The following is a 25,166-nucleotide window of genomic DNA, read 5'->3' as shown; positions in this document are numbered from 1 at the left end:
CTTAGTGTTACACAAGTTTGGCGTTTGGCTGTTGCTGGTAAGCACCAAGTACTACCTTCCAAAGCGAAGTGCCAATTTGTTCCACCTCGTCGGATGCTATAAAAACGATAGCAAAAGTCGCAAGCGGGACAAGCTTTTCCAGCCGTGCTATTGCCAAATAGACCCATGGGAACCCTCTACTTCGTGCGCCACGGACAAGCAAGCTTCGGGGCGTTGGACTACGACAACTTGAGCGATTTGGGAATCCGTCAGGCCGTGCGGCTTGGCGAGTACTGGCGCGAACGGGGCGTGAAGTTCGACGCGGTGATCACCGGAACGCTCAAGCGCCATGTCCAGACATGGAACGGCATCGCCGAGGGTTTGGGCATCGAGCGCGACGACGTGCTGCCGTGGCCGGGGCTGAACGAGTACGACAGCGAGGCCATCATTGCGACGATTCATCCGGAGAAGCTTGAAAAAGCCGATTCACCGGAGATGTACCGCCATCATTTCCGGCTACTTCGCACTGGCCTCGCCGCGTGGATGCTGGGCAAGACCGAGCCGGTCGGCATGCCCAGCTACATCGACTTTCTGGCGGGCGTCACGACCGCGCTAGACCACGTGCGAGACAGGCACCATGGCGCCAAGGTGCTGGTGGTGTCGAGCGGTGGGCCGATCAGCACGGCGGTCGGCCACGTATTGGGGACCAGCGCGGAGACGACGATCGAGCTAAACATGCGCATTCGGAACACCTCGGTCACAGAGTTCGCGTTCACGCCGAAGCGCCACATGCTGGTCACCTACAACACGCTGCCGCACCTCGACGGGCCGGACTACGAGAGTTGGGTTACGTACGCCTGAAACGTGCGCCTGAAGCCGCCTTCAGCGCAGCGGCTTCACGAAGTTCAAGGTCATGCGGTCGGACTCGCCGATGCCTTCGAACCTTTTCCGGTCGACATCACCACCGCGCAACGTCGGCGGCAGCGACCAGACGCCGTTCGGATGGTTTTTGGTGTCGAGCGCGTTGGCGTTGATCTCGTTGCGCGCTGCCAACTCGAAGCCCGCTGCGCGGGCGCGGGCGATGACGAAATCTTCCGGCACGTAGCCGCTTGCGATGACGCGGGCGAGCGAGGTGCCGGCCGGCGCGCGATGCTCTTCGACGCCGAGCACGCCGCCGGGCTTGAGCACCGCATAGAACGCGCGCAGCGTATCGTCGAAATCACCGGCCTCGATCCAGTTGTGGATGTTGCGAAAGGTGAGCACCAAGTCGGCACCTCCCTTGGGCGCGATGCCGACGAAGCCGCGTCCGGCAGCGGGCATCGTGCCGAGAACAGTACGGCCATAGACGTCCGGGCTGGCTTCCAGCTTCTTCTCAAAGCGCTGGCGCGAAGCCCGGGCGTCCGGGCTTTCATCCGGTTCATAGGCGGCGTAGAACTTGCCGCCGTCGCGCAGGTACGGCGCAAGGATCTCGGTGTACCAGCCGCCGCCCGGAGCGATCTCGATCACTGTCCGGCCGGGCGTGAGGCCAAAGAAGCGCAAGGTTTCCGCAGGATGGCGCGCCGCATCGCGTGCGCGATTGGAAGCACTGCGTTGCGGACCGTCGATCGCCGCGGCGAGCCGCGAGCCCGTGACGTCTTCAATCTGTGCTGCAGCCGCGGCAGCATGACCATGACCTTGCGCTGCGAACGTCGCGGACGGCGTGGTCGCGATCAACAAGGCAGCGAATATCGTGGAAGAAAGCAGGTGCATGCGGACCAGTGTGCCAGCCGAGGCACCTCGTGCGTCAAGCCTGCCAGACACCGAAGCCTAGTTTGCGCAGCGCGATGCCGAGTTCGACCTCCATGTCACGCGCTGCGTCGTATGGCATCGGGTTGTAGCGATCGTAGAGTTTCGGCAGCAGCCGCACACCGAAGTCGCGCACGAACACGTTGGCCTGGATACCAGCCTTGTGCTTGTCGAAGCGCACGTCGGGATCGAGCCCCGTCATGCCGACGTAGACGAAGGGCTTGCCCAGCGTCCAGCCAGAGTTGGCCTTGCGAAAGCGCGTGCTGTTCCAGACCTGGTCGTCGAGCTCCACGACATACACGTGGTAGTGGTGACTGCGGGGAATGCGCGGGACTTTTGGCGCCTTGGGGACTTTTGGAACACTGGGAACGCGAGGCGGCATGCGGTCATCGTATTTGACGAACCTGCACAGGTCGGGCGTTCGGTGGTGGAACCATCGGCAGCGGCGCACGATAACCCTCCGGCTTCCACTGCTGGCTCGCGGTCGACCCCGCACTGAACACCTTGACGGCGCGGTCGCCGTCGCACATCGCGTCCGAATACGAGACCTTGCCATTCGCGTCGGTGCAGCGCTGCACCTGCGCTTCGAGGTTTCCGACACTCACGATAGCGAGCAGCGCCGCGCACGACATGAGCGAATGCCTCCGCGACGCGTGCACGGCATCAGCGCAGCACGCGCCCCTCGGCCGTGATGTAGACCAGGTCGACCGCGCGTGCCGCATCGTGCAGTGGCGGACGCAGGTTCACGCGAAAGCCGCCGACGTCGTAGTCGGTCATGCCGGTCATGGCTTTTTGCAGCGCCACGCGTGTGGGGGACGGCCCGGCGCGGCGTGCAGCCTCGGCCAACGCCTTGGCGGCGATGAAACCTTCAAGTCCTTCGTACGACGCGATCTGATCCGAGTCGCCGACCGCCGCCAGATATTCCTTGACGATGGCGACCGTGGCCGAACTGCGCGGCGACGGCACCACCTGCGAAATGATGACGCCACGGATTTCCTTGCCGAGCGCGGTGTAGAGCGGATCGATGCCAACGACAGAGAACGTCATGAACGCGCTCCCGTAGCCGGTCTTGCGCATCTCGCGCACGAACGCTGCGGTGGTCGATGAGAGCGACGCCTGGATGATGGTCTGCGGTTCAGCCTTGGCGATGACGGCTACCGCGGCGGCCACTTGCGTGCTGCCCGGCTTGACGAACACGGTTGCAACCGGAGGCGCCAGCTTCAATTCGACCGCGGCGTCCTGTACCGCCTGCAGTGCGGCGCGCCCCATCGCGTCGTCGTCGGCGACGACCGCGATGCGCTTTTGCCCAAGGATGTCGCAGTGCCGGAGCATCGCAAAAGCCTCGTCGGCCATGCTCGGCCGTACATGAAAAACGTTGGCGTGCGCCTTGTCGCGCAACAAGTCGGGAGCCGCAAAAGGGGCGAAAAACGCTGCGCCCTGCTGCTGTGCCACTTGTGCGCCGGCCATGCTGCTGGCGGTACCGACATAGCCGAACAATACATCGGCGCCGTTGCCCAGCAACTTCGTGGAATTGGCCTTGGCTCGCTCTCCGTCGTAGCCATCGTCGAGCTGGCGCAGTTCGAGCGTCGGGCCGGTGGTGCCATGCTCGTTCCACGCGTCGACGTAGAGCTTGGCGCCCGCCGCAAATGCCATGCCGATTTCGTTGGCCGCGCCGGTCATGGGGATGGACTGGCCGGCGATGATCTTCCAACTCGGGACGCGGCGCGCAGCCTGGGCAAACGACGTCGTCCCGATCAGGGCGGCGGCGCCCGTCGCACCCAACAACCCGATGGCAGCAGCCGTCCGGCCAAATCCTCTTCGAGTGGCTTGCATGATCGTGTCCCTGAAGCGCATGAAAACGGTTGCAAATTGATTGCCATGAAACAATCAATTACAAAGGTCATCATACGCAAACCTCAGGGTTTGTACGACTGCAGCGCATGGCCGTCGGGCGCGCCTGTGACTTTATGCGCACTCTGGCAACCCGGCGCCATGCGCGCCTGACTTCAGGCTATCCGCGCGTTGTCGCGTTCTCTTTCATCTTTGCGAGCGTGACCATCAACGCAGCGCTGCCGAGCATCTTGATGAGCCCCGAATGCTGCGCATAGAACTGGCTCACCTGGTCGACGATGCCGGGGTGCGACTGCTCGGCATGCGCCGCGATGTCGGTCACCTGCGCCGGCGACAACTGCGATGCCTGGTCCGGCGTGACCTGCGTCTGGCCGGGCGACAGGATGCGGCCGAGCGCACCGCCTGCGATGGCGGATGCGGCAGCAGGCCCGAGCGTGGCAAGAATCTGGTTCAGCACGCCCGCCTGCTGCGCAGAGGACGATTGGCCGAACAGCTTGCCGACCATGTCACCGAACGGCGGCGTCTGGTCGGAGCGCATCGCGCCCGCCAGGCCGGCTCCCAATTCGTCGGTCGACGCGTGCTGAGCCGCTTGATCGAAATGCTGTTCGGCATTTGCTTCGTTCGCAGCGCCGTTACCAGTCAGCGCGCTCTGAAGAATGTCCATCAATCCCATGATTTTCTCCTTGTCTGTGGGTTCAGCTCTTGCGCGCTACGAGCCCGTAGAGCACCAGCAACACGATCGCGCCGACCACCGAGGCGATGAAGCCCGCGCCTGCACCCGCCGTGTACCAACCCATGGCCTGCCCGATGTAGGTCGCGATAAGCGATCCTGCAATTCCGAGGACCGTGGTCAGGATGAAGCCCAGTGACTGGTTGCCCGGCAGCACGGCACGTGCCACGAGACCGGCGATGAAGCCGATCAGAATTGTCCAGATGATTCCCATGCTTTTCCCTTTTGTCGGTTGTTGAAACCGCCCGATGATAGAGCGACCAAGCTGACGGCTAACTGTGTTCTGTCGGTGCGACGAGCGCAGGCTGAAGCGCCTTTGACACGGCTGTTGCGAGTGTCGAAATATCGAAAGGCTTGATCAGGATCGACTGCGTACCGAGCACACGTCCGACCTCGGCCATGTCGGCATAGCCGGTCGCCAGGATCACCGGAATATCGCCTGCCTGCTCGCGCGCCCTGGCGATCACTTCGGCGCCATTCATGCCGGGCATGGCGTAGTCGACGATCAGCAAATCCTGCGGCGCAGCCCCGAGCGCGGCCAGTCCACTGGCACCGCCAGCCGCTTCGCTCACCGCGTAACCCAGCATCGTCAGACTGTCGACGATGGCGCGGCGAACCTCGGCGTCGTCTTCGATCACCAGCACCCTCTGCCGCTCGGCGGCGACGTCAGGCGTCGGTATCGCAGCGTTCGAGGCCCCGGCTTGGACCCGATCGTTCGACGCCGGAAAGCGCATCTCGACCACGGTGCCGCGACCTTCCTCGCTGCGCACCGTGGCAATGCCGCCCGACTGCTGCGCGAAGCCATAGACCTGGCTCAGCCCCAGGCCTGTGCCGCTGCCTACTGGCTTGGTCGTGAAGAACGGGTCGAACACCTTGGTCAACAGATGAGGAGGAATGCCAGCGCCGGTGTCGACCACCGACACGGCGACATAGGGACCGGGCTTCAACAAGGCGCCCACAGGATCATCGCCATGCCCGGCGTCTCGGCCGTCCGCACTAGAAGCCATGTGGGCCACCGATGCGCAGATGGTCAGGGCGCCACCGCCCGGCATGGCGTCGCGCGCATTGACCGCCAGATTGAGCACGGCCATTTCCAGCTGATTGGCATCGAGCACGGCCCAGACGGGTTCGTCGGCCAGCTGCAGTTCGACGTTGACGGACGGCCCGACCGATACCGCGACCAGTTCGCGCAACCCTTCCAGCAGCGCATTGACGTCGGTCAGCCGCGGCAACAGCGACTGGTTGCGAGCGAAGGAAAGCAGTTGCCCTGTCAGCTTGGCGCCGCGTCCGACCGCACCCTTCGCGCGCGCCGCGATGCCCAGCACCTTGTCGTCCTTGGCGACACGCGACACCATGTCGAGGTTCATGTTGACCACGTGCAGCAGGTTGTTGAAGTCGTGCGCGATGCCGCCCGTGAGCCGACCGATCGCCTCCATCTTCTGCACCTGGATCAACGCGGCCTGGGCCCGCTCCCGTTCAGCGATCTCAGCCATCAGGCGGTCGTTGGCGCCCGCCAGCTCGCGGGTGCGCGACACGATGCGTTCCTCGAGCGCGCCGTTCAGCCGTTCGACTTCGGCACGCGTGTCCTGCAGTTGCTGCAGGTTGAGCCGCGTCGCGTATTGGCGGCGACGCGCACGCACTGCGGCGTCGGCAGCCCGCGCAAGAGTTTCGGAATGCACTGGCCGCTCCAATACGAACACGTTGCCGAGTTTCTGCAGCAGCGCAAGCGCCCTTCGCGAACGACCATTGGCATCGCGCGAAGCCAACACGATAAAAGGAAAATCGGACCAGCTGGGCTGCGCGGTGAGCCAGGCGCTCAACGGCATCTCCGGCACTTGCAGCAAAGACTCTTCGGTCAGGATCGCGGTCGCCGCGCCTTCATCGAGATTGGTCAGCATTTCCTCGGCCGATTCGCACACCAACGCCACCAGATCGCGACCGGCCAGAACCTTTTGCACCACCGCGGCATCGCGTCCGCGCGGCGTATGAATCAGTACGCGCCCTTCCATGCTCAGGCGGCGGCAACCATCGCGTCGCCGAGCAAACGGACACCACCTCTGTAAGACGGCACGCCCGAAAGAACGCCCTCGAAATCGGTCAAGGCAGGCCCCACTTCGACGCCCGCATCGCCCAGCCTGAACTCGCGAATCGTCAGCTCGTGCCGGTTCGTCCGGCTCTTGACCACCGACACCGCCTTCAAGAGCTGCCCGCGCGCCTCGAAAAAACGGAACAGCACGATGGCGTCCGACAAATAGCTGAGGTCGAGGTCGCTGCGCACGTCGCCGACGATGCCATGCTGCCCGAGCACCAGCAAAGTAACGATGCCCTGCTGATTCAAGAAGTTGAGCAGCTCGTGCATCTGCAGCAGCAGGAACTTGGCACCCGGCATGGCTTGCAGGTACGCATTGAGACTGTCGATCACCACGGTGCAGGCGCCGCGTTTTTGCACTGCATTGCGAACCATGTTGGTGAACTGCCCCGGTGATACCTCGGCCGGGTCGAGCGCGAAGACCTCGAGCTGACCGTTGTCGAGGTAGTTGCGAATCGGCAGATTCAGCGAGTCGCAGCGCTGCAGCAAGGTGCCCATCCCTTCGTCGAACAGGTAGTAAGAAGCGCGCTCGCCACGTTGCAATGCGGCGAGCACGCAAGACATGGCGGTCGTCGTCTTGCCCACGCCCGACGGACCAATGAACAACGTATTGCTGCCACGCGCCAGGCCACCGCCGAGCAACGCATCGAATGCGGTGGTTCCCGTGCAGACCGATGACGCCTCGAACTCCGTCCTGTGTTCAGAGGCGATGAGACGCGGAAATACTTCAAGGCCACCGGTGTCCAAGCTCACGTCGTGGTCGCCACCGCGGTACTTCACGCCACGCATCTTCACGATGCGCAAATGGCGCCGTACCGGGCCGTAGTCTCCGCTGGCCTGATCCAGCCCCAGCACACCATGGGCGATGCTGTGCAATTGCAGGTCGCCACCCGAAGCCGTCATGTCGTCGAGGAGCAGCACCGTGCATTCGCGCGCGGCGAAAAAATGCTTGAGCGCCAGAATCTGACGGCGATAGCGCAACGGGTCTTGCGACAGCAAACGCATCTCGGAAAGACTGTCGAAGACGACACGGCTGGGCGTCAGCCGCTGGACCGCTGACATGACTCCGCGCGTCGTTTCCCCGAGCTCGACTTCGGATGAATAGAGAATCGACTGCTCGGCGGACGGACTCAGGCCCTCTTCAGTAACGAGCTCGAAAACCTCGATGCCTTCGAGCGACCAGCCGTGCGAAGCGGCGACGATGCCGAGCTCGGTCGCGGTCTCCGAAAGGGTCACGTACAAACCGCGCTCGCCGCGCTCACGACCGTCCAGGAGAAATTGCAGGCCGAGGGTGGTCTTGCCAGCGCCCGGCGTTCCTTCGAGCAGATAAAGATGGCCCCGCGGCAGGCCTCCGCCGAGCACGCTGTCGAGTCCGGCAATGCCGGTAGAAGCGCGCGGCTGCGCCGGGAAAGATGCGGGAGACGAGGGCGGGGTGCGCATGGAGAATGACGTGTTCGTTTCGAAAACATTCTGGTGGCAACCTTGTGCTGCGCATGTCATGCACCGTCCTACAACCCGCGCCGGACAGGCGCGCTATACCTCGTCCCATGCTTGAAAAATTACCCGACGTCATCGGTCACGCATTGCACGATGTGCGTGCCGGCCTCGACCAACTCGTGTTCAACACGCTCGGCCTGCGCAGCGGCCTCGCGGCGATCGAAGTCTCGAGCCTCGCCTTCGTCGATCACGCACCCATTCCCGATCGCTACACGGCCGACGGCATCGGCCACTCGCCCCCGCTGCAATGGGCCAAGGTACCGGCCGATGTCGCGAGCCTGGTGCTGCTGGTGGAAGACGCCGACTCGCCGACGCCCAACCCGCTGGTGCATGCGATCGTGGTCGATCTGCCACCGCAGGACGGCGGCATCGCCGAAGGCGCACTCGCGAGTTCGGAGCACGACGGCACTGGACTGCACACCGGTCGCAACTCTTATCTGCAGTCGGCCTGGTTGCCACCCGATCCGCCACCCGGTCACGGCGTGCATCGCTATGCATTTCAAATCTTTGCGTTGAAGCCCGGCGATGCGTTTTCCGAAACGCCGGGGCGCGATGAGCTCGTGGATGCGCTGCGTGCGAGAGCCGTGGCGAGCGGATTGCTGATCGGCACCTGCGAGCGGCCTGACGGCTCGGTCAAGGTTGGCAAGACCGAATCCGTGCCTTTCGGGATGACGCCAGCCGCCGACTGATCAGAGGCCAGTGAAGGCTGAGCGGCGACCGATAGACCTATTACGTCAGGGCGCCAACATGCCTTTGGAACGAATGACGTCGGCCGCGCCCGCACCGGTCATGCGCGACATGAAGGCTTGCGCCGTGGCCGCATGCATCGACGCCGCACCGACCCCGCCGGCATAGCTGGTGTAGTTCTGGATTTCTTCAGGCAGTGGCCCGACCAGCGTGACCCCGGCTACCGGCAGGATCTCGCTGATCTGCTGGATCGCCAGATCGGCCTCGCCTGTCACTAGCTTGGCCGCAGAGTAGCCACCCTGCACGAGCACCGCCTTGGCCGCGACCTGCGAGCCGATGCCGAGCCGATCGAACAAGCCTTGCAGGTAGATGCCGCTCGAGCCCCCCGCTGCCGGGTCGATGTACGCGACGGCGCGGGCGTTCAGCACCGTCTGCTTGAACTGTTCGACCGTGCGGATCTCCGGCAACAACGAGCCCGCCTTCACACCCACGCCAGCGCCGACTTTTGCCAAGGTCGCAACGCTGGACGGCACGACCTTTCCTGTCTCGGCGTATCGCGCGAGTGCCGCCGGCGTGATGACCACCACGTCGAATGCCTCACCGCCATCGACACGCTTTTGCAGCGCGCCGGCGGTGCCATCGGCAACTTCGACCTTGTTGCCGGTTTCAGCTTCGAAGGCGGGCACGAAGGCAAGCACCACTTGCTTGAAGGCGCCCGATGTGAGCACCTTGATCGTGTCGGCGAAAGCAGCCGGCGTGAAGGCCAGCGACGTTGTACAAGCAAGGCCTCCAAGCACGCGCGCGACCGATCTGAAGGCCACGCCCGTCGTTGCCTTTGCCTCTGTTTTCATCTTCATACCGGGTCCTTTCCCAAAATCGACAAGGGCAAGCGTGCCACTTCGGCGAGCAGCAACGCGAGTTGTCGCGCAGCAGCTTCGACCACCGCGCGCCCCTTCACCGCCGTCGCCGCAAGCGCGTTGCCAGCCGCGCCCTGCGCGTTGTAATCCTGCATGGCCCAGCCCAGCTTGGCGCTCTTGCCGTTGCCCAAAATGGCGTAGTCCGCGGCGCGCTGCCGAGATGCGGACGCGAAGTCTTCTGCCGCCTGCATGCGGACGAGTTCAGGATGCAGCGCCAGCACCATCGAGGTCTCGATGTCGCCGGCATGCACGCCGAAGCGATGCTCGTCGGCACCGAACTGCGTGCCTGCATCGCCCAGCGGCAAATTGAACCAGCTCACGCTATAGACGATGAGGTCGTGCGCCTCGCGCAGCTCGCGCGCCACGACGTCCATCGCGCCGACATGCCCGCCGTGGGCGTTGAAGAGCACTAGCTTCTTGATGCCGGCACGGGCCACGCCGGCGCCGATCTCTTTCCACATCCGGATGAGCGTTTCGGCCGACAGCGTCAGCGTGCCGGCAAAGCGCGCGTGCTCCGGGCTCAGGCCGATCGCCTGCGTCGGAAGCACCAGCACCGATGCATCGGGCAGCAACAACGGGAGCATCGCGGCCACGATGCCATCGGCTAGCCGCGTGTCGACACCCAGCGGCAGGTGCGGCCCGTGCTGCTCGGTCGCGCCGAGCGGCAGCACCGCGACGGTGCGGGTCGCGTCGAGCGCCGCGAAGTCGCGCGTCGTCAGGTCGGCCCAGAAGCGATTCGGCGCGATAGCGCTGGGGGCACTGGGGGCACTGGCGTTGGATGCGGTCATGCAGCAATCTTAGAGCGGTGTTTCAATGGCGGCATGGACCTCCAACTCGAACACCAGCACATCCTCATCACCGGCGGCAGCAAAGGCATCGGCTTGGCTTGCGCGCTCGGTTTTCTGCGCGAAGGCGCGCGCGTCAGCCTGGTCTCGCGTGATCAGGCGAATCTCGATCAAGCTAAGCGCACGCTCCTTGAGCAACTCCCCGACGCCGCCAGCCGCGTGGCGCTGTATGCCGCCGATCTCAAGCTGCCCTCCGAGGCGATCGAGGCGCTTGATGCAGCCGAAGGCAACTTCGGCCCGGTCGACGTGTTGGTGAACTCCGCCGGTGCCGCCAAGCGCACGCCGCCGGATCTGCTCGACGCCATGGTCTGGCATGAAGCGATGGAAGCCAAGTACTTCACCACCATCCACATGATCGATCCGGTGGTCAAGCGCATGGGCCAGCGAGGTCGTGGCGCCATCGTCAACGTCGTCGGCGCCGGCGGCAAGGTCGCGAGCCCCGTCCACATGCCGGGCGGCGCAGCCAACGCGGCGCTCATGCTGGTCAGCGCCGGCATGGCTGTCGCCTACGCGCCGCGAGGCGTACGCGTGAATGCGGTGAACCCCGGCCTCACGCTCACCACCCGGCTGCAGGAAGGCCTGGCCGTCGACGCCAAGGCGCAAGGCATCGACATGGACGAGGCGCTGAAGCGCGCCACTGCGCGGTTGCCGCTCGGCCGCATCGCCACGCCGGAAGAAATCGCCAACGCGGTGGTGTTTCTGGCATCGTCGAAAGCCAGCTACATCACCGGCGCGATCCTGGCGATGGACGGGGCCGTGACGCCGATGGTGTGATCCCGCAAGCACCGACAACAACCGATCGATACCGATCGAAAGCAAGAAAGAACGATTCATGAAAGCTGTCGGATACCGCCACGCATTGCCCATCGACGATCCTGCGGCGCTCGAAGACTTCGAGCTGTCCGCGCCCAGCCCCGGCCCGCGCGACCTGCTGGTGCGCGTGAAAGCGATCTCGGTCAACCCGGTCGACACCAAGGTGCGCAAGAACGCCGCGCCCGAGCCCGGCCAGACCAAGGTACTGGGCTGGGATGTGGTCGGCCTCGTCGAGGCGATCGGCGCCGAGGTGAAGAACTTCAAGGTCGGCGACCGCGTGTACTACGCCGGCTCGATCACGCGGCCGGGGGCCAACAGCGAGCTCCACGCAGTCGACGAACGCATCGTGGCAAAGGCACCGACGAGCCTGGACGATGCGCAAGCGGCCGCGCTGCCGTTGACCACGATCACTGCCTACGAACTCCTGTTCGATCGGCTCGGCGTACCGAAGGGCGGCGGCGCCGGACAGACGCTGCTGATCGTCGGCGGTGCCGGTGGCGTCGGCTCGATCCTCATTCAGCTGGCCCGCCAGCTCACGCAGTTGAAGGTCATTGCCACCGCGTCGCGCGCGGAGACACGCCAGTGGTGCCTGGACCTCGGCGCGCATGCGGTCATCGACCATTCCAGGCCACTTGCAACCGAGCTCAGGGCCGGTTGCTTCGGCGAGGTCGACATGGTCGCCAGCCTCACGCAGACGGTGCAGCACTACGCGCAGATCATCGAGAGCTTGAAGCCGCAAGGCAGCATCGCGGTGATCGACGACATGCCGATGCTGGACGCGATGCCGCTCAAGACCAAGTGCCTGTCACTGCATTGGGAAATGATGTTCGCGCGCTCTCGTTTCGAGACGCCCGACATGGACGAGCAGGGCAAGCTGCTGGCCGAAGTCGCAGCGCTGGTCGACGCTGGCAAGGTCCGCACGACTGTCAACGCCAATCTCGGCACCATCAACGCGGCCAACTTGAGAAAGGCACATGCGCTGGTCGAGAGCGGCAAGGCACAGGGGAAGGTCGTGCTGCAGGGGTTCTAGCCCAGACCTCTAGCTCGGCTAGGCTCGGCCCGGCGCTCTTACTTGGCCTTCGACACCCGCCAGACAGCGTTACCCACGTCGTCTGCCACCAGCAGCGCACCCGACTTGTCCAGCGCGACGCCGACCGGTCTGCCTTGCGCCTTCTCGTCGGCAGTCAAAAAACCAGTGAGCACATCAACCGGCGCGCCGCTAGGGCGGCCGCCGATGAAGGGCACGAACACCACTTTGTAGCCCGACAGCGGCTTGCGGTTCCACGAGCCGTGCTCGCCGATGAACACGCCATTGGCGAAATCGCCCGGCATGCCACGTGCGCTGGAGAAGGTCATGCCGAGCGGCGCCACGTGGGAACCGAGCGCGAAGTCGGGCGGGATCGCCTTGGCCACCATGTCGGGTCGCTGCGGCGAGACGCGCACATCGACATGGCCCCCGTAGTAGCTCCACGGCCATCCATAGAAAGCGCCGTCCTTGACGGAGGTGAGATAGTCGGGAACCAGGTCGCTGCCGATCTCGTCTCGCTCGTTGACCACGGTCCACAGCACTTGGGTGTCGGGCTCGAAACCCATGCCGTTCGGATTGCGCAGGCCGCTCGCGAAGAGTCGCTTGGCGCCGCTCTTGACATCGACTTCCCATATGGCGGCTCGGCCTTCTTCGGCCGGGATGCCGTTCTCGCCGATGTTGCTGTTGGAGCCGACCGTCACATAGAGCTTGGTGCCGTCGCGGTTGGCGATCACGTTCTTGGTCCAGTGGTGGTTGATGCCAGCCGGCAGGTCGGTCACCAGCGTGGGCGCTGCGGTGATCTTGGTCTGGCCTTCGGTATAGGGCACCTTTATCAGCGCATCGGCGTTGGCGATGAAGAGTTCGTTGCCGACCAGCACCATGCCGTAGGGCGAGGTGAGGTTCTGCAGGAAGATTTCCTTGACCTCCGCCACACCGTCGTTGTTAGTGTCACGCAGCAGCGTAATGCGGTTGGCGCTGGGCGTGCCGGCGCCGGCACGCTTCATGACCATGCCCATGATCTTTTGCCTGATCTGCGCGAAGAGGCCGTCGCCGCCGTCCTTGGGCTCGTTCGGCTTCGGGGGCTTGTTGCTTTCGGCCACCAGCACGTCGCCGTTCGGCAGCACGTAGACCCAGCGCGGATGGTCGAGCCCGCGCGCCAGGGCCGTCACCGCGAACCCGCTGGCGGGCGTCGGCCCGGCGGTGTCGGTCCAGCCGACGGCGGGCGCGATGTTGACGGTGGGAATCAGCGTCGGGTTGGGGGCGGCCAGCTGGGGTGTGGGGCCGGTCGTGCGTTCTGGCGGCAGCTTGGCGGTTTCACTGCAAGCGGCGAGCAGCATTGCAGTGGCGACGGCCATGACGGTCAGCACCTCGGCGGGCCGGCGCGTCGTAAATCGGTTCATTCGGAATTCTCCTTGCACGTCCATCGGACGTCCGAGCAGCTTGCTCGACTCACAGGCAAACGCTGTCGGCGACAGGCGCTTTCTGCCGTGAGCGCACCCCTTTGGCGCATCGCCGCTACCATGCCGCATGACCGAAGACCTGTTCCGCACCGACGCCTACCTGCGCGAATGCGAAGCCCGTATCGTGCGCGTCGACGAGGCGGGCATCGTGCTGGACCGCACGGTGTTCTACCCGCTGGGCGGCGGTCAGGCCGGGGACAGTGGCGTTTTGACGCTGGCCGATGGGCGCGAAATGGTCATCGTCGACACCCGCAAGGCGAAAGATGCCGACGGCAAGCCGACCGCCGAGATCGTTCATTTGCCGGCGCCCGATCAGGCTGACGCTGCCGTTTTGCTCGCCACGCTGCAGCCGGGCGATCGCGTCATGGCTCGCATCGACTGGGAACGCCGCCATCGACTCATGCGCTTTCACACCGCCACCCATCTGCTGTGCCATCTGGTGCCGCAACCGGTCAACGGCTGCTCGATCACGCCCGACTACGCGCGGCTCGACTTTCATATGACCGAGCCGCTCGACAAGGACGCGCTGACCGCCGGCCTCGCACGGCTCGTGGCCGCAGCGCATCCGCTGGCGGTTGGCGCCATCACGGATGCCGAGCTTGATGCCAACCCGGCTTTGATCAAGAGCATGAGCGTGCAGCCGCCGCGTGGCAGCGGTACGGTGCGCACGATCCGCATCGGGCGCACTGGCAACGGCGAGGAGAAAAGCGAGCAGATCGACTTCCAGCCCTGCGGCGGCACGCATGTTGCAAACACGTCGGAGATCGGCGCCGTGGTGGTGACGAAGATAGAGAAGAAAAGCGCTAACAGCCGACGGGTCATCCTCGGTTGGGCCGCGCCGGCCGGAACTAACCCGATCACTCCCCGCTCCGACATTCCGGCATGAACCCTTCTGCACCGCTTCTTCCCGCTCGACCGACGCCCGGCGTGGGAGGATCGTTCCGGACGTTGTTCAGTGACGCGTCCAAAGCGGCTCGCAGCAGCGCTACGGCGGCTCTCCTTTCCGTAGCAACCGTGCTGTCGTTCAGCTTTCCAGCCCACGCCCAGCTGTCGCCCAAGACCAGCGCCGTCGTCACCACCTCGCACGTGCGCGCCGAACTCATTGCCTATGCGCCCGATGGCGTGGCGCCTGGCGCCCCAGTATGGGTCGGCCTCCAGATCGCCCACCAGCCGCAATGGCACACGTACTGGAAGAACGCTGGCGATTCCGGCTTGCCCACCGAGCTGGCGCTGACGCTGCCACCCGGCATCACCGCCGGCGACATTGCCTGGCCGGTGCCCGAAAAGATCGCGGTCGGGACGCTGGCCAACTACGGCTATGAAGGCACGGTGGTGTTGCCGGTGCCGCTCATGGTCGCGCCTGACTTCAAGCCCGCCACCTCGCTGACTGGCAGCCCCGACATCGACATCCGGCTCAAGGCGTCGTGGCTGGTGTGCCGGCAGGAATGCATTCCCGAGCAGGGCGATTTTTCTCTCAAGCTTCCGGTTCAGGGCTCGACCGCGCTCGACAAGGCCGGCTTCGATGCGGCGCTGGCAGCGCAGCCGGTCGCGCTCGCCCGGCCCGGCACGATCGAGGTGCAGGGCAAGACGCTCAAGGTGCGCCTCGACGGCCTGCCCGCCGCGGTGCAGGGCAAGACGCTCGGCTTCTTCCCCGAAACCGGCGACGTGATCCATACCGCGGCGATTCCGGGCAAGGACTGGACGCAGGCTTGGGACGGCGCGACATGGACCGCCACCATCCCGTTGGCCGACCAGCGCAGCGCCCGCCCGACCGTCATGCCCGTGGTGGTGACACTGGCAGTGTCGGACCGCCAGCCCGGCCAGCCCATCGCATGGCGTGCCGAAGCGCCCGTCTCCGGCATCTGGCCGACCTCCGCACCGCGCGCAGAAGTCTCGCCGGCCCTGCAATCCGCGCTGGCTGCCAACGCGGCTGCGGTCTTGGCTGCGACCCCGACCTCAGCCACCGCTGGCAGCTTCATCGCCGCCCTCTTCGGTGCCTTCATCGGCGGCCTGCTGCTCAACCTGATGCCGTGCGTGTTCCCCGTGCTGGCGATCAAGGTGCTGGGTTTCGCACGCCAGGCTGGCGACAAGCGCGGCCACCGCAGCGCCAGCGTCGCCTACACGGCCGGCGTGATGTTGTCGTTCCTGGCGCTGGGCGGTGCGATGCTGATGTTGCGTGCCGCCGGCGAACAGATGGGTTGGGGCTTTCAGTTGCAGTCGCCGGTGGTCGTGGCGGTGCTGGCCGGCCTCTTCACGATGATCGGGCTCAACCTGGTCGGAGTGTTCCAGTTCGGCATCCTGGTGCCGCATTCGCTGTGCGCCGCGCAGGTAAGGCACCCGGTCGCCAACGACTTCTTGTCGGGAATCCTGGCCGTCGTCATCGCCTCGCCCTGCACGGCGCCATTCATGGGCGCCTCGCTCGGCTTCGCCATCGCGCTGCCGGCAGCGCAGGCGCTGATGCTGTTTGCCGCACTCGGCTTCGGGCTGGCGTTGCCGTACCTGGCAGCAGGCTTTATCCCGGCGGTCGCACGGCTGCTGCCAAAGCCGGGCGCCTGGATGGAAACACTGCGGCATGTCATGGCGTTTCCGATGTTCGCCACCGTCGCCTGGCTGGTGTGGGTGCTCGGCCAGCAAAGCGGCATCGACGGTGCTGGCGCGTTGCTCGGGCTGCTGGTGTGCCTCTCTGCCCTCGCCTGGTCGTTCACGCTGCGCGGCCGCACTCGCATGCTCGTCTCGGGCTTGCTGGTGGTGTGCAGCGCGGCGGTGGTGGTCGCCATCGGCGGCAACATCGTGCGCACGGTTGAACCGGCGGTCGCTGCGAGCGGCGCGCGCTGGCAAACGTGGTCGGCGGCGCGCGTGGCCGAACTCAATGCCGAAGGCCGGCCGGTGTTCGTCGACTTCACTGCGGCGTGGTGCGTCACCTGTCAGTACAACAAGAAGGCGACCTTGAACAACGCCGCTGTGCTGGCTGATTTCGAGGCGCGCAACGTGGCGCTGCTGCGCGCCGACTGGACCCGCCAGGATCCGACGATCACCGCCGCCCTGACGGCGCTGGGCCGCAGCGGCGTACCGGTCTATGTGCTTCACGTCGCAGGTAAAGCGCCGGTCGTCATGACGGAAATCCTCAGCGCAGAAGAGGTCCGGGCCGCGCTCGCCGCGCTGTAAGACTCGGGCGGCTACGGGTTGTCACACCGGCGTTAGAAAAGCGGCCTAAGCTGTGGTCGGTGTTAGATTTTTCACTGTCAGGAGTCCAAGTTGGCCCAGCCATCTCCTTCCCAAACTGAATCCAGCAAATCCAACGAATCTCGCGGGTCAGCGACGCCCTCGTCTTCTCCATCCCGCACCCGCCGTGTCGCGCAGACCGCACGCAACGCCCGTGCCGCACTCGATCGCGCCTCGCGCCGCGCCGTCATGGCGGCGGCTGTGGCGCTTGGCGCCACCTTCTTGGTGGGCACCACTGCCTTCGCAGCGCCGTCCGTCGGCCAGCAGGCGCCCGACTTCATCGCCGTCGACACCCGCGGCCAGCAGCACAAGCTTTCGGACTTCGCCGGCAAGTTCGTGGTGCTCGAATGGACCAACCCTGGCTGCCCTTTCGTTCGCAAGCACTACGGCAGCGGCAACATGGCCGCCACCCAAAAGTCCGCAACGTCCAAGGGCGTGGTCTGGTTGTCCATCAGCTCGACCGAACGCGCCGCCAGCGACTACCTGAAGCCGGCCGCGCTCGACAGCTGGATGAAAGAGCAAGGTGCCGCGCCGAGCGCTGTGCTGATGGACGAAGACGGTGCCATCGGCCAGGCTTACGGTGCGCGCACCACGCCGCATATCTCCATCGTCGACCCCACGGGGATGCTGGTCTACGCAGGCGCCATCGACAGCATCGCATCGTCTCGGCCCGATGACGTCAAGACCGCGACCAACTACGTGAACCAGGCATTGGGCGAAGCCTTCGGCGGCAAGCCGATTTCGGCTGCAACGACGCGCGCCTACGGGAACTCGATCCGGTACAAAGCCTAGCCGGTCCAGGCCTGAACGCAGGCGTGGACCCAAGCTGACCAATCAAGTCAGCCTCCGGTCAAGTGTGGTGAGCTAGCTTCGCGAGTTGCCCGCCAACGACTTGAGACGCTGACCATGACACCAGGGACGACTTCCATCGCTTCCTCCTCGAAATTCGCCACCGTCTTGCGCGTGACTGGCGGTAATTTCATGGAGATGTTCGACTTCTTTCTGTTCGGCTTCTATGCCACGCAGATCTCGAAGGCGTTCTTTCCGACCGGCAACGAGTTCGCATCCTTGATGCTGACTTTCATGACCTTCGGCGCGGGCTTTCTGATGCGCCCGCTCGGTGCCATTTTTCTCGGCGCCTACGTCGACCGGGTCGGACGGCGCAAGGGCCTGATCGTCACGCTGGCGCTGATGGCGGTCGGCACCCTGCTCATCGCCTGCGTACCGGGCTACGCGACCATCGGCCTGGCGGCGCCCGTTTTGGTGCTGATCGGCCGTTTGCTGCAAGGCTTTTCGGCCGGCGTGGAGCTGGGCGGCGTGTCGGTGTATCTGTCTGAAATGGCGACGCCCGGCCACAAGGGCTTCTATGTTGCGTGGCAATCGGCCAGCCAGCAGGTGGCGATCGTCGTCGCGGCGGCGCTGGGCTACTGGCTCAACGTGACCTTCACCCAGGTCGAAGTCACCGACTTCTACTGGCGCATTCCGTTTTTCGTCGGTTGCCTGATCGTGCCGGTGCTGTTTTTCCTGCGCCGCTCGCTGCAGGAAACCGAAGAGTTCATGGCGCGCAAGCATCGGCCGGATGCGCGGGAAATTTTCCAGTCGATGGTCGCCAACTGGGGCCTGGTGGTCGCCGGAATGATGCTGGTGTCGATGACGACGGTGAGCTTCTATCTCATCACCGTGTACACGCCGACCTTTGGAAAGGCGGTGCTGCACCTGAGCACGACCGATGCGCTGATCGTCACGCTGTGCGTGGCGATTTCGAACTTCATCTGGTTGCCGGTGATGGGCGCAGTGTCGGACCGCGTGGGCCGCAAGCCGCTGCTGATCATCTTCACGGTGCTGGCGATCTTCACCGCGTACCCCTCGCTGAAATGGCTGGTCGGTTCGCCGAGCTTTATTCACATGCTCGAAGTCGAACTGTGGCTGTCGTTCCTGTACGCCAGCTACAACGGTGCGATGGTGGTGGCGCTCACCGAGGTGATGCCGGTCAACGTGCGCACCGCCGGCTTCTCGCTGGCATACAGCCTGGCGACGGCCATCTTCGGCGGCTTCACGCCGGCCATCGCGACCGGTCTGATCGAGATGACGGGCGACAAAGGCGCGCCCGGTTTGTGGATGACGGCGGCTGCGATTTGCGGGCTGATCGCCACGCTGGTGCTGTACCGGCGGCAAGCGCCGCGGCCTTACGGCGTGCCGGCCTGAGCCGAAGCACGCGTCATCGCGCGCCGAACGCGGTGTTGCCGAATACGGCCTGGTGCTCCCGTGGCGGCGCGCGCCAATACGGCGGCGGCGCCTCGACGGTCGCACCCAGTGCTGCCGCGGCATGCCAACCCCAGCGCGGGTCGTACAGCATCGCTCTGGCGAGCGCGACGAAGTCGGCCTGCCCGCTGGCAATCAAGTCCTCGGCTTGACGCGCCTCGGTGATCAGGCCGACCGCCATGGTCGTCACGCCCGTCGCCTCTTTGACCGCCTTGGCGAAAGGCACCTGGTAACCGGGGCCGACGGTGATCTTCTGCAGCGGCGAGATGCCGCCTGACGAGACGTCGATCCAGTCGACGCCGCGCGTCTTCAGCTCTTTGGAGAACGCGATGGTCTGCCCGATGTCCCATCCGCCTTCGACCCAATCGGTCGCGGAAACTTTCAGCCCGACCGGCTTGTCGGCGGGGAAAGCGGCGCGTACTGCGTCGAACACTTCGAGCGGAAAGCGCATCCGGTTCTCGAGCGACCCGCCGTATTCGTCGTTGCGCCGGTTGCTAATGGGCGACAAGAACTGGTGCAGCAAATAGCCGTGCGCGCCGTGAATTTCCAGGCCGTCGATGCCGAGCCGCGCTGCACGTTTCGCCGTAGCGACGAAGGCATCGCGCACGCGATGCAAGCCGGCGGAATCCAGCGCCAGTGATGCCGCTTCGCCTGCTTTCTGCGGCACGGCCGACGGTGCGTGCGGCACCCAGCCATCCGGCGCGTCGGCTGGAATAAGTTGCCCGCCATCCCATGGCACGTGGCTCGATGCCTTGCGGCCAGCATGGGCGATTTGCATCACGACGGCCGTGTTCGAAACCTGTCGGATGGCGGCCAGCATGGGTACCAGTGCCGCTTCGGTAACGTCGTCCCACAGGCCGAGGTCACCCGGTGTGATGCGGCCGAGTGCCTCCACGGCAGTCGCTTCGATGATCAGCATGCCCGCCCCCGACAAGGCGAGGCCGCCGAGATGAATGAGATGCCATGCATTGGCTTGCCCGTCGGTCGCGGAGTACTGGCACATGGGAGAGACGACGATGCGATTGGGCACCGTGAGATCACGCAAGGTGAAAGGCGAAAAAAGGGCACTCACGAGCAAACTCCGGTAGGTAGGCGTTCCCAGCATGCCAACAATGCGGCCCCTCGACGCACCCGCCCTCAAAAGCCCCTGCGACAATCCCACGATGCCCTCCGCCTCCACCTTCGCACCTCTTCAAAACGACACGTTTTTGCGCGCCTGCTGGCGTCAGGCCACCGACCACACGCCCGTCTGGCTGATGCGCCAGGCCGGCCGTTATCTGCCCGAATACGTCGCCACCCGCGCACGCGCCGGCAGCTTCATGGGGCTTGCGACCAACGTCGACTATGCAACCGAAGTAACGCTTCAGCCGCTGGCCCGCTACCCGCTCGACGCCGCGATCCTGTTCTCGGACATCCTGACCGTGCCCGACGCGATGGGCCTTGGCTTGTCTTTCGAAGCAGGCGAAGGCCCGCGCTTTGCCCGACCGCTGCGTGACGAAGCCTCGATCGCCGCACTCGAGGTACCGGACATGGAAAAGCTCAGGTACGTGTTCGACGCCGTGACGTCGATTCGCCGTGCGCTCGATGGACGCGTGCCGTTGATCGGCTTTTCAGGGAGCCCGTGGACGCTCGCCTGCTACATGGTCGAGGGCGCAGGCAGCAGCGACTATCGGATGGTCAAAAGCATGCTCTACGGTCGCCCCGACCTCATGCACAAACTGCTCGCGGTCAATGCCGACGCCGTCGCCGCTTACCTCAACGCCCAGATCGAAGCCGGCGCGCAAGCCGTGATGGTGTTCGACAGTTGGGGGGGCGTGCTGGCCGACGGCGCCTTTCAGGAATTCAGCCTCGCCTACACCGCGCGGGTGCTTGCCAAGCTGCGGCGCAACGGTGTCGACGGCACGCCGGTGCCGCGAATCGTCTTCACAAAGGGCGGAGGCCCGTGGCTGGAGGCCATGCGGTCGCTCGATTGCGAAGTGCTGGGGCTCGACTGGACGGTGAACCTCGGCAAAGCGCGCGCGCTGGCGGGTGAAGGCCAAGGGGCCAAGGCGCTTCAAGGCAACATCGATCCGAACGTGCTGTTCGCGCCGCCGGCGCAGATCGAGGCAGAGGTCGTGAAGGTGCTGAACAGCTTTGGCGTGCCGCACACTGACCGCACGACAACCGGCCCGACGCACATCTTCAACCTGGGTCACGGCATCAGCCAGTTCACGCCGCCGGAGCACGTTTCTGCGTTGGTCGATGCGGTTCATTCGCACTCGCGCATGGCGCGCAGTTCCCTGAAGAATTCGAAAGAACTGTGAGCGGCTGTAAGGCCGACCAAGCCAGTTCACACTTGTCAACCCTTAAAAACCACGAGCGCCGATTGACTTATGCACAAAAGTCTTGCTGCGGTGCGCAAAAACAGCACCCGTGAAGTATTCCCTGCTACCAAAGCGATAGCGCTCCTAAGTCATTGATTTATATGGATTTCCAGATTTGCTTTTTTTGTGGGCATTCCAGCAAAGCCCTTGATTTGCGGGGCTCTGCGGCGTCTCAGGCAAGGATATCAACAAAGTTATCCACACAAACTCTGGATGATCTGCAAAGGGCAAGGAAATCAACGACTTAACCCGTCTTGTTCAACTTCGCTTTAAGAAACACCCGTACCGGAGGCGGCCATGAACTGGCACGTTGAGGTGGCGGTGCAGACCCCGGCTCACAGTGCGCTGGGAGAACTTTTGACTTACGCAAGCTCCGTGCCGCTCGTCGCAGGCACCCTGGTCCGTGTGCCTTTTGGTTCACGCGAGGTGCTCGGCGTGGTATGGGGCGAAGCGCTGCCGGACCCGCAGCTGACGCTCAAACCCGTGGGTGCCGCATTGGATGCCCTTGCGCCGTTGGGCGATGCGTGGCGCGATCTCGTGGCGTTCTCGGCGCGCTACTACCAGCGCTCGCTGGGTGAAGTGGCGCTGGCAGCGCTGCCGCCGCAGTTGCGCGATCTGAGCACGGCGCAACTTGCGCGGCGGCTCAAGCGCAAGGTGTCTGGCCGGGTCGATGTGCTGTCGGAAAGCGCCGAGAGCGCGGTGGCGCTCAGTTCCGAGCAGCAGACTGCGCTGACACGATTCGATGCGGAGGCCGGCCCGTTCCTGCTGTTCGGCAGCACTGGCAGCGGCAAGACCGAGGTCTATCTGCGCGCGGTCGCCGAGCTGCTGGTACGCAATGCCGCAGCGCAGGCGCTGGTCATGGTGCCGGAGATCAACCTCACGCCGCAGCTCGAAGCTCGCTTCAAGACACGCTTTGGCGCCGACGCCGTCGTGTCGCTGCACAGCGGCATGACCAACCCGCAGCGCCTCGCGAGCTGGCTGGCGGCGCACAGCGGCACGGCGCGCATCGTGCTCGGCACGCGGATGGCGGTGTTCGCGTCGATGCCGGGGCTGAAGCTCATCGTGGTCGACGAAGAACACGACCCGAGCTACAAGCAGCAGGAAGGCGCGCGTTATTCGGCACGCGATCTGGCCGTGTGGCGCGGCCAGCGTGAAGGCGCCAAGGTCATCCTCGGCTCGGCCACGCCGTCCTTCGAAAGCTGGCATCAGAGCCGTCCCGCGGAGGGCGACGACGCGGGGGGCCGCTATGTCCGGCTGGCGATGCCGTCGCGCATCGGCGCCGCAAGCAGAGGCAGCAGCGACGGTGGGGCCGGTGCAGGCGCCGGCGAACTGCCCACGGTTCGGCTGGTCGACATGAACCTGCAGCCGCCGAAAACGGTGCTGTCGGGCGCGCTGCTCGCCGCCATCGGCGAACGCATCGCGCGTGGCGAGCAGAGCATGGTGTTCCTGAACCGCCGCGGCTACGCGCCGGTGCTGGCCTGCGGCGATTGCGGCTGGAAAAGCGAGTGCCCCCACTGCAGCGCATACCGCGTGTTCCACAAGATCGACCGCACCCTGCGTTGCCACCATTGCGGCTTTACCGAGCGAGTGCCGCGCGCATGCCCGGCCTGCGGCAACCCTGACATCGCGCCGGTGGGGCGCGGCACCGAAAGGCTGGAGGAACATCTGGCAGAGCTCTTCGCCGATGTGAAGCGACCGGATGGCAGCGCCGTTCGCATCGCGCGAATCGACGCCGACAGCACACGCAAGGAAGGCGCGCTCGAATCGCAACTGGCGGCCGTGCATTCCGGCGAGGTCGACGTGCTGGTCGGCACGCAGATGATCGCCAAGGGCCACGACTTTCGCCGAATCACTTTGGTTGCCGCGGTGAACCCCGACGGCGCCTTGTTTTCCAGCGACTTCAGGGCACCCGAGCGTCTGTTCGGATTGCTGATGCAGTCGGCAGGACGCGCAGGGCGCGATGCCGCCTACCTCGCGGCGCAAGGCAGCCGCGCCGAGATGTGGCTGCAGACCTCGCACCCGCAGCACCCGTTGTTTGCAGCCCTGCGCCGGCATGACTACGCGGCGTTCGCTGCGTCGGAACTCGAGCAACGCCGCGCCGCCGGCATGCCGCCTTTCGCGTTCCAGGCGCTGTTGCGTGCCGACGCGCGGACGCAGGAGTCGGCGCAGGCCTTTTTGACTGCCGCGAGCACGGCGGCCGATGGGTTACCTGGCGCCGAACACGTGACCCGCTACCCGGCGGTGCCGCTCGCGATCCAGCGGGTCGCCAACGTGGAGCGCGCGCAGATGCTGATAGAGAGCGGCTCGCGAGCCGCGTTGCAACGCCTGTTGGCGGCGTGGCAGCCGCTGTTGCAGACCGTGCGGCGCAGCGCCGAGGGCAAAGGCGTGATCCGCTGGCTGGTCGATGTCGACCCGCAGCAGATCTGACTGGTTTCGGATCAGCCGGCGCGGTCGCAGCCGACGATCTTGAACTCGACACGGCGGTCCAGCGCATCGACCGCGTTGTCCGTTCCGCTGCCGATGAGGTTCTCCCGAAAGCCCATGCCGGCCGCGCGCGTGCGGTCGCCCAGCACGCCAGAGACGCCTGTCAGCCGCTGGCGGATGTAGCCGGCTCTTTGCAGCGACAGCGCATCGTTCAGCGACTCCGCGCCGGTGCGACTGGTGTGGCCGACGATGTCCATGCAGACGTTCGCTTGCGTACTGACCTGCGCGATGCGCGCGAGCCACAGACCGTAGGAACCGCTGACCTTGGGATCGGACCAGAACACGGTGGTGCCGGGGTTGAAAAGAAACTTCACCCCGAGTTGCTTGTTGGCGATGCCGAAAGCGACGATGTTCCCAAACGCCTTGTCGGCTTCGGCGGCGCGATCGAGCTTGACCGATGCAAGGTATATCCCGCTCAGCACCCGAAGTTGCTCACCAGCGGGTGTCGCATTGGCCAGGTTGTATTGATTCAGTGCGTCTTGATAGCGGCCCGCGTTGTAGGCGGTGCCGGCCTCGCTCACGATCGGCGCCACCGGCAAGCGTTGCATGTAATACGCGTCGGCAGGCTGCCCGGCCGGCGTGACGGTGGTGCGCGCATAGCCTTCGATGAGCTGGTCTTTGGGCAGCACCGGGCTGTCTTGTTCGAAAGCCAGCGGCGTGTTGTCGAGCTCGTCGTCGCGCAACACGGCCGACGATTGCGCGACCACCATGCCCTTGCGCAAATCGGTCAACGCGAGGTTGATCTGTAGTGCGCCGCGTGACTTGCCGGTCTGCCGCTGACGTGTGAGCGTGCCCGTCAAAAGATAAGCGGCCTTGTCGAGGTTGGCGCGTTGAAACGGCAGCAGCTCAAGCGATGCGTGCTTCGACCGGATGCGATCCGAAACACGGCTTTGCAGCAGCTGCGTCGATACGGTCTGCTGCCCGCTGTTCGCATCGATCATCGGATCAAGCACCACACCGCGGCGACCTGTGTCCAACATGCCCGACAACGATTGCGTTTGTGACACCAGCGCGTCGGTGACCTGCGCGACGGCCTGGTCGACACGTTGCGCTGCAGTCGTCGGTGCCGACTCGGTGCTGGCACAGCCTGCAATGGTCAAGCCGAGCATCAAGGCTACGGACAAGGACACTGCTCTAAGCCCATGCAGCCGAGAA

At 65.0% G+C, this 25,166-nt stretch carries 23 protein-coding genes; 10 read left to right on the top strand and 13 right to left on the bottom strand.

Going from position 1 to position 25,166, the window contains the following annotated elements:
* The first annotated feature begins 165 nt into the window (after window positions 1-165).
* Window positions 166-840: a histidine phosphatase family protein gene (locus RCH10_RS03655; protein WP_409051300.1), complete on the top strand. Its 675-nt coding sequence runs from the start codon at window positions 166-168 to the stop codon at window positions 838-840.
* A 21-nt stretch (window positions 841-861) separates the two neighbouring features.
* On the opposite strand, the gene RCH10_RS03650 is transcribed toward RCH10_RS03655, so the two are convergent.
* From RCH10_RS03650 to RCH10_RS03615, 8 genes are all read right to left on the bottom strand, one after another.
* Window positions 862-1,728, bottom strand: coding sequence for a class I SAM-dependent methyltransferase (locus RCH10_RS03650; protein WP_409051299.1), 867 nt, complete (start codon window positions 1,726-1,728; stop codon window positions 862-864).
* Between the two features lie 34 nt (window positions 1,729-1,762).
* Complete coding sequence (locus tag RCH10_RS03645) at window positions 1,763-2,146, bottom strand: hypothetical protein (protein WP_409051298.1); 384 nt, start codon at window positions 2,144-2,146, stop codon at window positions 1,763-1,765.
* A 4-nt stretch (window positions 2,147-2,150) separates the two neighbouring features.
* Entirely contained in the window at window positions 2,151-2,396 is a 246-nt protein-coding gene (locus RCH10_RS03640) for a DUF4124 domain-containing protein (RefSeq protein ID WP_409051297.1), read from the bottom strand.
* 31 nt (window positions 2,397-2,427) lie between these two features.
* Entirely contained in the window at window positions 2,428-3,597 is a 1,170-nt protein-coding gene (locus RCH10_RS03635) for an ABC transporter substrate-binding protein (RefSeq protein WP_409051296.1), read from the bottom strand.
* 178 nt (window positions 3,598-3,775) lie between these two features.
* Window positions 3,776-4,288 (bottom strand): hypothetical protein, encoded by a 513-nt coding sequence (locus tag RCH10_RS03630; RefSeq protein ID WP_409051295.1) that lies wholly within the window; start codon window positions 4,286-4,288, stop codon window positions 3,776-3,778.
* A gap of 22 nt (window positions 4,289-4,310) precedes the next feature.
* A complete protein-coding gene (locus RCH10_RS03625; RefSeq protein WP_323498389.1) occupies window positions 4,311-4,559 on the bottom strand; it encodes a GlsB/YeaQ/YmgE family stress response membrane protein in 249 nt (82 codons plus the stop codon).
* Window positions 4,560-4,617: 58 nt separating this feature from the next.
* The gene (locus RCH10_RS03620; RefSeq protein ID WP_409051294.1) at window positions 4,618-6,354 is read right to left on the bottom strand and encodes a response regulator; all 1,737 of its coding nucleotides are present in this window, start codon (window positions 6,352-6,354) and stop codon (window positions 4,618-4,620) included.
* A 2-nt stretch (window positions 6,355-6,356) separates the two neighbouring features.
* Window positions 6,357-7,874, bottom strand: coding sequence for an ATPase domain-containing protein (locus RCH10_RS03615; protein WP_409051293.1), 1,518 nt, complete (start codon window positions 7,872-7,874; stop codon window positions 6,357-6,359).
* Between the two features lie 107 nt (window positions 7,875-7,981).
* Between RCH10_RS03615 and RCH10_RS03610 the strand changes: the two genes are divergently transcribed.
* Window positions 7,982-8,620: a YbhB/YbcL family Raf kinase inhibitor-like protein gene (locus tag RCH10_RS03610; protein WP_409051292.1), complete on the top strand. Its 639-nt coding sequence runs from the start codon at window positions 7,982-7,984 to the stop codon at window positions 8,618-8,620.
* A gap of 45 nt (window positions 8,621-8,665) precedes the next feature.
* Here RCH10_RS03610 and RCH10_RS03605 read toward each other — a convergent pair whose 3' ends face one another.
* Entirely contained in the window at window positions 8,666-9,475 is an 810-nt protein-coding gene (locus RCH10_RS03605) for a molybdate ABC transporter substrate-binding protein (protein ID WP_409051291.1), read from the bottom strand.
* On the bottom strand, window positions 9,472-10,323 hold the full coding sequence (locus RCH10_RS03600; protein ID WP_409051290.1) for a creatininase family protein: 852 nt from the start codon (window positions 10,321-10,323) through the stop codon (window positions 9,472-9,474). The genes RCH10_RS03605 and RCH10_RS03600 overlap by 4 nt, the downstream gene beginning before the upstream one ends.
* Before the next feature lie 33 nt (window positions 10,324-10,356).
* On the opposite strand from RCH10_RS03600, the gene RCH10_RS03595 reads away from it, so the two are divergent.
* Together RCH10_RS03595 and RCH10_RS03590 are read left to right on the top strand one after the other, a co-directional pair.
* On the top strand, window positions 10,357-11,154 hold the full coding sequence (locus tag RCH10_RS03595; RefSeq protein ID WP_323498383.1) for an SDR family oxidoreductase: 798 nt from the start codon (window positions 10,357-10,359) through the stop codon (window positions 11,152-11,154).
* Window positions 11,155-11,212: 58 nt separating this feature from the next.
* Window positions 11,213-12,223 (top strand): zinc-binding alcohol dehydrogenase family protein, encoded by a 1,011-nt coding sequence (locus tag RCH10_RS03590; RefSeq protein ID WP_409051289.1) that lies wholly within the window; start codon window positions 11,213-11,215, stop codon window positions 12,221-12,223.
* 38 nt (window positions 12,224-12,261) lie between these two features.
* Here RCH10_RS03590 and RCH10_RS03585 read toward each other — a convergent pair whose 3' ends face one another.
* Complete coding sequence (locus RCH10_RS03585; RefSeq protein ID WP_409051288.1) at window positions 12,262-13,620, bottom strand: PQQ-dependent sugar dehydrogenase; 1,359 nt, start codon at window positions 13,618-13,620, stop codon at window positions 12,262-12,264.
* 127 nt (window positions 13,621-13,747) lie between these two features.
* On the opposite strand from RCH10_RS03585, the gene RCH10_RS03580 reads away from it, so the two are divergent.
* From RCH10_RS03580 to RCH10_RS03565, 4 genes are all read left to right on the top strand, one after another.
* Window positions 13,748-14,566 carry an alanyl-tRNA editing protein gene (locus RCH10_RS03580; protein WP_409051287.1) on the top strand — a complete coding sequence of 273 codons (819 nt, stop codon included), beginning with the start codon at window positions 13,748-13,750 and terminating at the stop codon, window positions 14,564-14,566.
* Complete coding sequence (locus tag RCH10_RS03575; protein ID WP_409051286.1) at window positions 14,563-16,845, top strand: protein-disulfide reductase DsbD family protein; 2,283 nt, start codon at window positions 14,563-14,565, stop codon at window positions 16,843-16,845. Before RCH10_RS03580 ends, RCH10_RS03575 begins: the two co-directional genes overlap by 4 nt.
* Window positions 16,846-17,091: 246 nt before the next feature.
* Window positions 17,092-17,694, top strand: a complete 603-nt coding sequence (locus tag RCH10_RS03570) for a redoxin domain-containing protein (protein WP_409051335.1) — start codon at window positions 17,092-17,094, stop codon at window positions 17,692-17,694.
* A gap of 114 nt (window positions 17,695-17,808) precedes the next feature.
* Window positions 17,809-19,107, top strand: coding sequence for an MFS transporter (locus RCH10_RS03565; RefSeq protein ID WP_409051285.1), 1,299 nt, complete (start codon window positions 17,809-17,811; stop codon window positions 19,105-19,107).
* 13 nt (window positions 19,108-19,120) lie between these two features.
* On the opposite strand, the gene RCH10_RS03560 is transcribed toward RCH10_RS03565, so the two are convergent.
* A complete protein-coding gene (locus tag RCH10_RS03560; RefSeq protein ID WP_409051284.1) occupies window positions 19,121-20,236 on the bottom strand; it encodes an NADH:flavin oxidoreductase/NADH oxidase in 1,116 nt (371 codons plus the stop codon).
* Between the two features lie 91 nt (window positions 20,237-20,327).
* Between RCH10_RS03560 and hemE the strand changes: the two genes are divergently transcribed.
* Window positions 20,328-21,467: a uroporphyrinogen decarboxylase gene (hemE, locus tag RCH10_RS03555; RefSeq protein ID WP_323498377.1), complete on the top strand. Its 1,140-nt coding sequence runs from the start codon at window positions 20,328-20,330 to the stop codon at window positions 21,465-21,467.
* 357 nt (window positions 21,468-21,824) lie between these two features.
* Entirely contained in the window at window positions 21,825-23,954 is a 2,130-nt protein-coding gene (gene priA, locus RCH10_RS03550; protein ID WP_409051283.1) for a primosomal protein N', read from the top strand.
* Between the two features lie 11 nt (window positions 23,955-23,965).
* Here the strand turns inward: priA and RCH10_RS03545 are convergent, their stop codons facing one another.
* Window positions 23,966-25,141: an OmpA family protein gene (locus tag RCH10_RS03545; RefSeq protein WP_409051282.1), complete on the bottom strand. Its 1,176-nt coding sequence runs from the start codon at window positions 25,139-25,141 to the stop codon at window positions 23,966-23,968.
* Window positions 25,142-25,166 lie beyond the last annotated feature (25 nt).

The organism is Variovorax sp. GrIS 2.14 (assembly GCF_046115955.1).
Taxonomy (GTDB): Bacteria; Pseudomonadota; Gammaproteobacteria; order Burkholderiales; family Burkholderiaceae_C; genus Variovorax.
The sequence above is the reverse complement of the archived record's forward strand: the minus strand, read 5'-3'. Positions and strand labels throughout refer to the sequence as shown.

Coding starts and splice junctions, on each gene's coding strand:
- RCH10_RS03655 (WP_409051300.1), top strand. CDS start 166: ATGGGAACCCTCTACTTCGTGCGCCACGGACAAGCAAGCTTCGGGGCG.
- RCH10_RS03650 (WP_409051299.1), bottom strand. CDS start 1,728: ATGCACCTGCTTTCTTCCACGATATTCGCTGCCTTGTTGATCGCGACC.
- RCH10_RS03645 (WP_409051298.1), bottom strand. CDS start 2,146: ATGCCGCCTCGCGTTCCCAGTGTTCCAAAAGTCCCCAAGGCGCCAAAA.
- RCH10_RS03640 (WP_409051297.1), bottom strand. CDS start 2,396: ATGTCGTGCGCGGCGCTGCTCGCTATCGTGAGTGTCGGAAACCTCGAA.
- RCH10_RS03635 (WP_409051296.1), bottom strand. CDS start 3,597: ATGCAAGCCACTCGAAGAGGATTTGGCCGGACGGCTGCTGCCATCGGG.
- RCH10_RS03630 (WP_409051295.1), bottom strand. CDS start 4,288: ATGGGATTGATGGACATTCTTCAGAGCGCGCTGACTGGTAACGGCGCT.
- RCH10_RS03625 (WP_323498389.1), bottom strand. CDS start 4,559: ATGGGAATCATCTGGACAATTCTGATCGGCTTCATCGCCGGTCTCGTG.
- RCH10_RS03620 (WP_409051294.1), bottom strand. CDS start 6,354: ATGGAAGGGCGCGTACTGATTCATACGCCGCGCGGACGCGATGCCGCG.
- RCH10_RS03615 (WP_409051293.1), bottom strand. CDS start 7,874: ATGCGCACCCCGCCCTCGTCTCCCGCATCTTTCCCGGCGCAGCCGCGC.
- RCH10_RS03610 (WP_409051292.1), top strand. CDS start 7,982: ATGCTTGAAAAATTACCCGACGTCATCGGTCACGCATTGCACGATGTG.
- RCH10_RS03605 (WP_409051291.1), bottom strand. CDS start 9,475: ATGAAGATGAAAACAGAGGCAAAGGCAACGACGGGCGTGGCCTTCAGA.
- RCH10_RS03600 (WP_409051290.1), bottom strand. CDS start 10,323: ATGACCGCATCCAACGCCAGTGCCCCCAGTGCCCCCAGCGCTATCGCG.
- RCH10_RS03595 (WP_323498383.1), top strand. CDS start 10,357: ATGGACCTCCAACTCGAACACCAGCACATCCTCATCACCGGCGGCAGC.
- RCH10_RS03590 (WP_409051289.1), top strand. CDS start 11,213: ATGAAAGCTGTCGGATACCGCCACGCATTGCCCATCGACGATCCTGCG.
- RCH10_RS03585 (WP_409051288.1), bottom strand. CDS start 13,620: ATGAACCGATTTACGACGCGCCGGCCCGCCGAGGTGCTGACCGTCATG.
- RCH10_RS03580 (WP_409051287.1), top strand. CDS start 13,748: ATGACCGAAGACCTGTTCCGCACCGACGCCTACCTGCGCGAATGCGAA.
- RCH10_RS03575 (WP_409051286.1), top strand. CDS start 14,563: ATGAACCCTTCTGCACCGCTTCTTCCCGCTCGACCGACGCCCGGCGTG.
- RCH10_RS03570 (WP_409051335.1), top strand. CDS start 17,092: ATGGCGGCGGCTGTGGCGCTTGGCGCCACCTTCTTGGTGGGCACCACT.
- RCH10_RS03565 (WP_409051285.1), top strand. CDS start 17,809: ATGACACCAGGGACGACTTCCATCGCTTCCTCCTCGAAATTCGCCACC.
- hemE (WP_323498377.1), top strand. CDS start 20,328: ATGCCCTCCGCCTCCACCTTCGCACCTCTTCAAAACGACACGTTTTTG.
- priA (WP_409051283.1), top strand. CDS start 21,825: ATGAACTGGCACGTTGAGGTGGCGGTGCAGACCCCGGCTCACAGTGCG.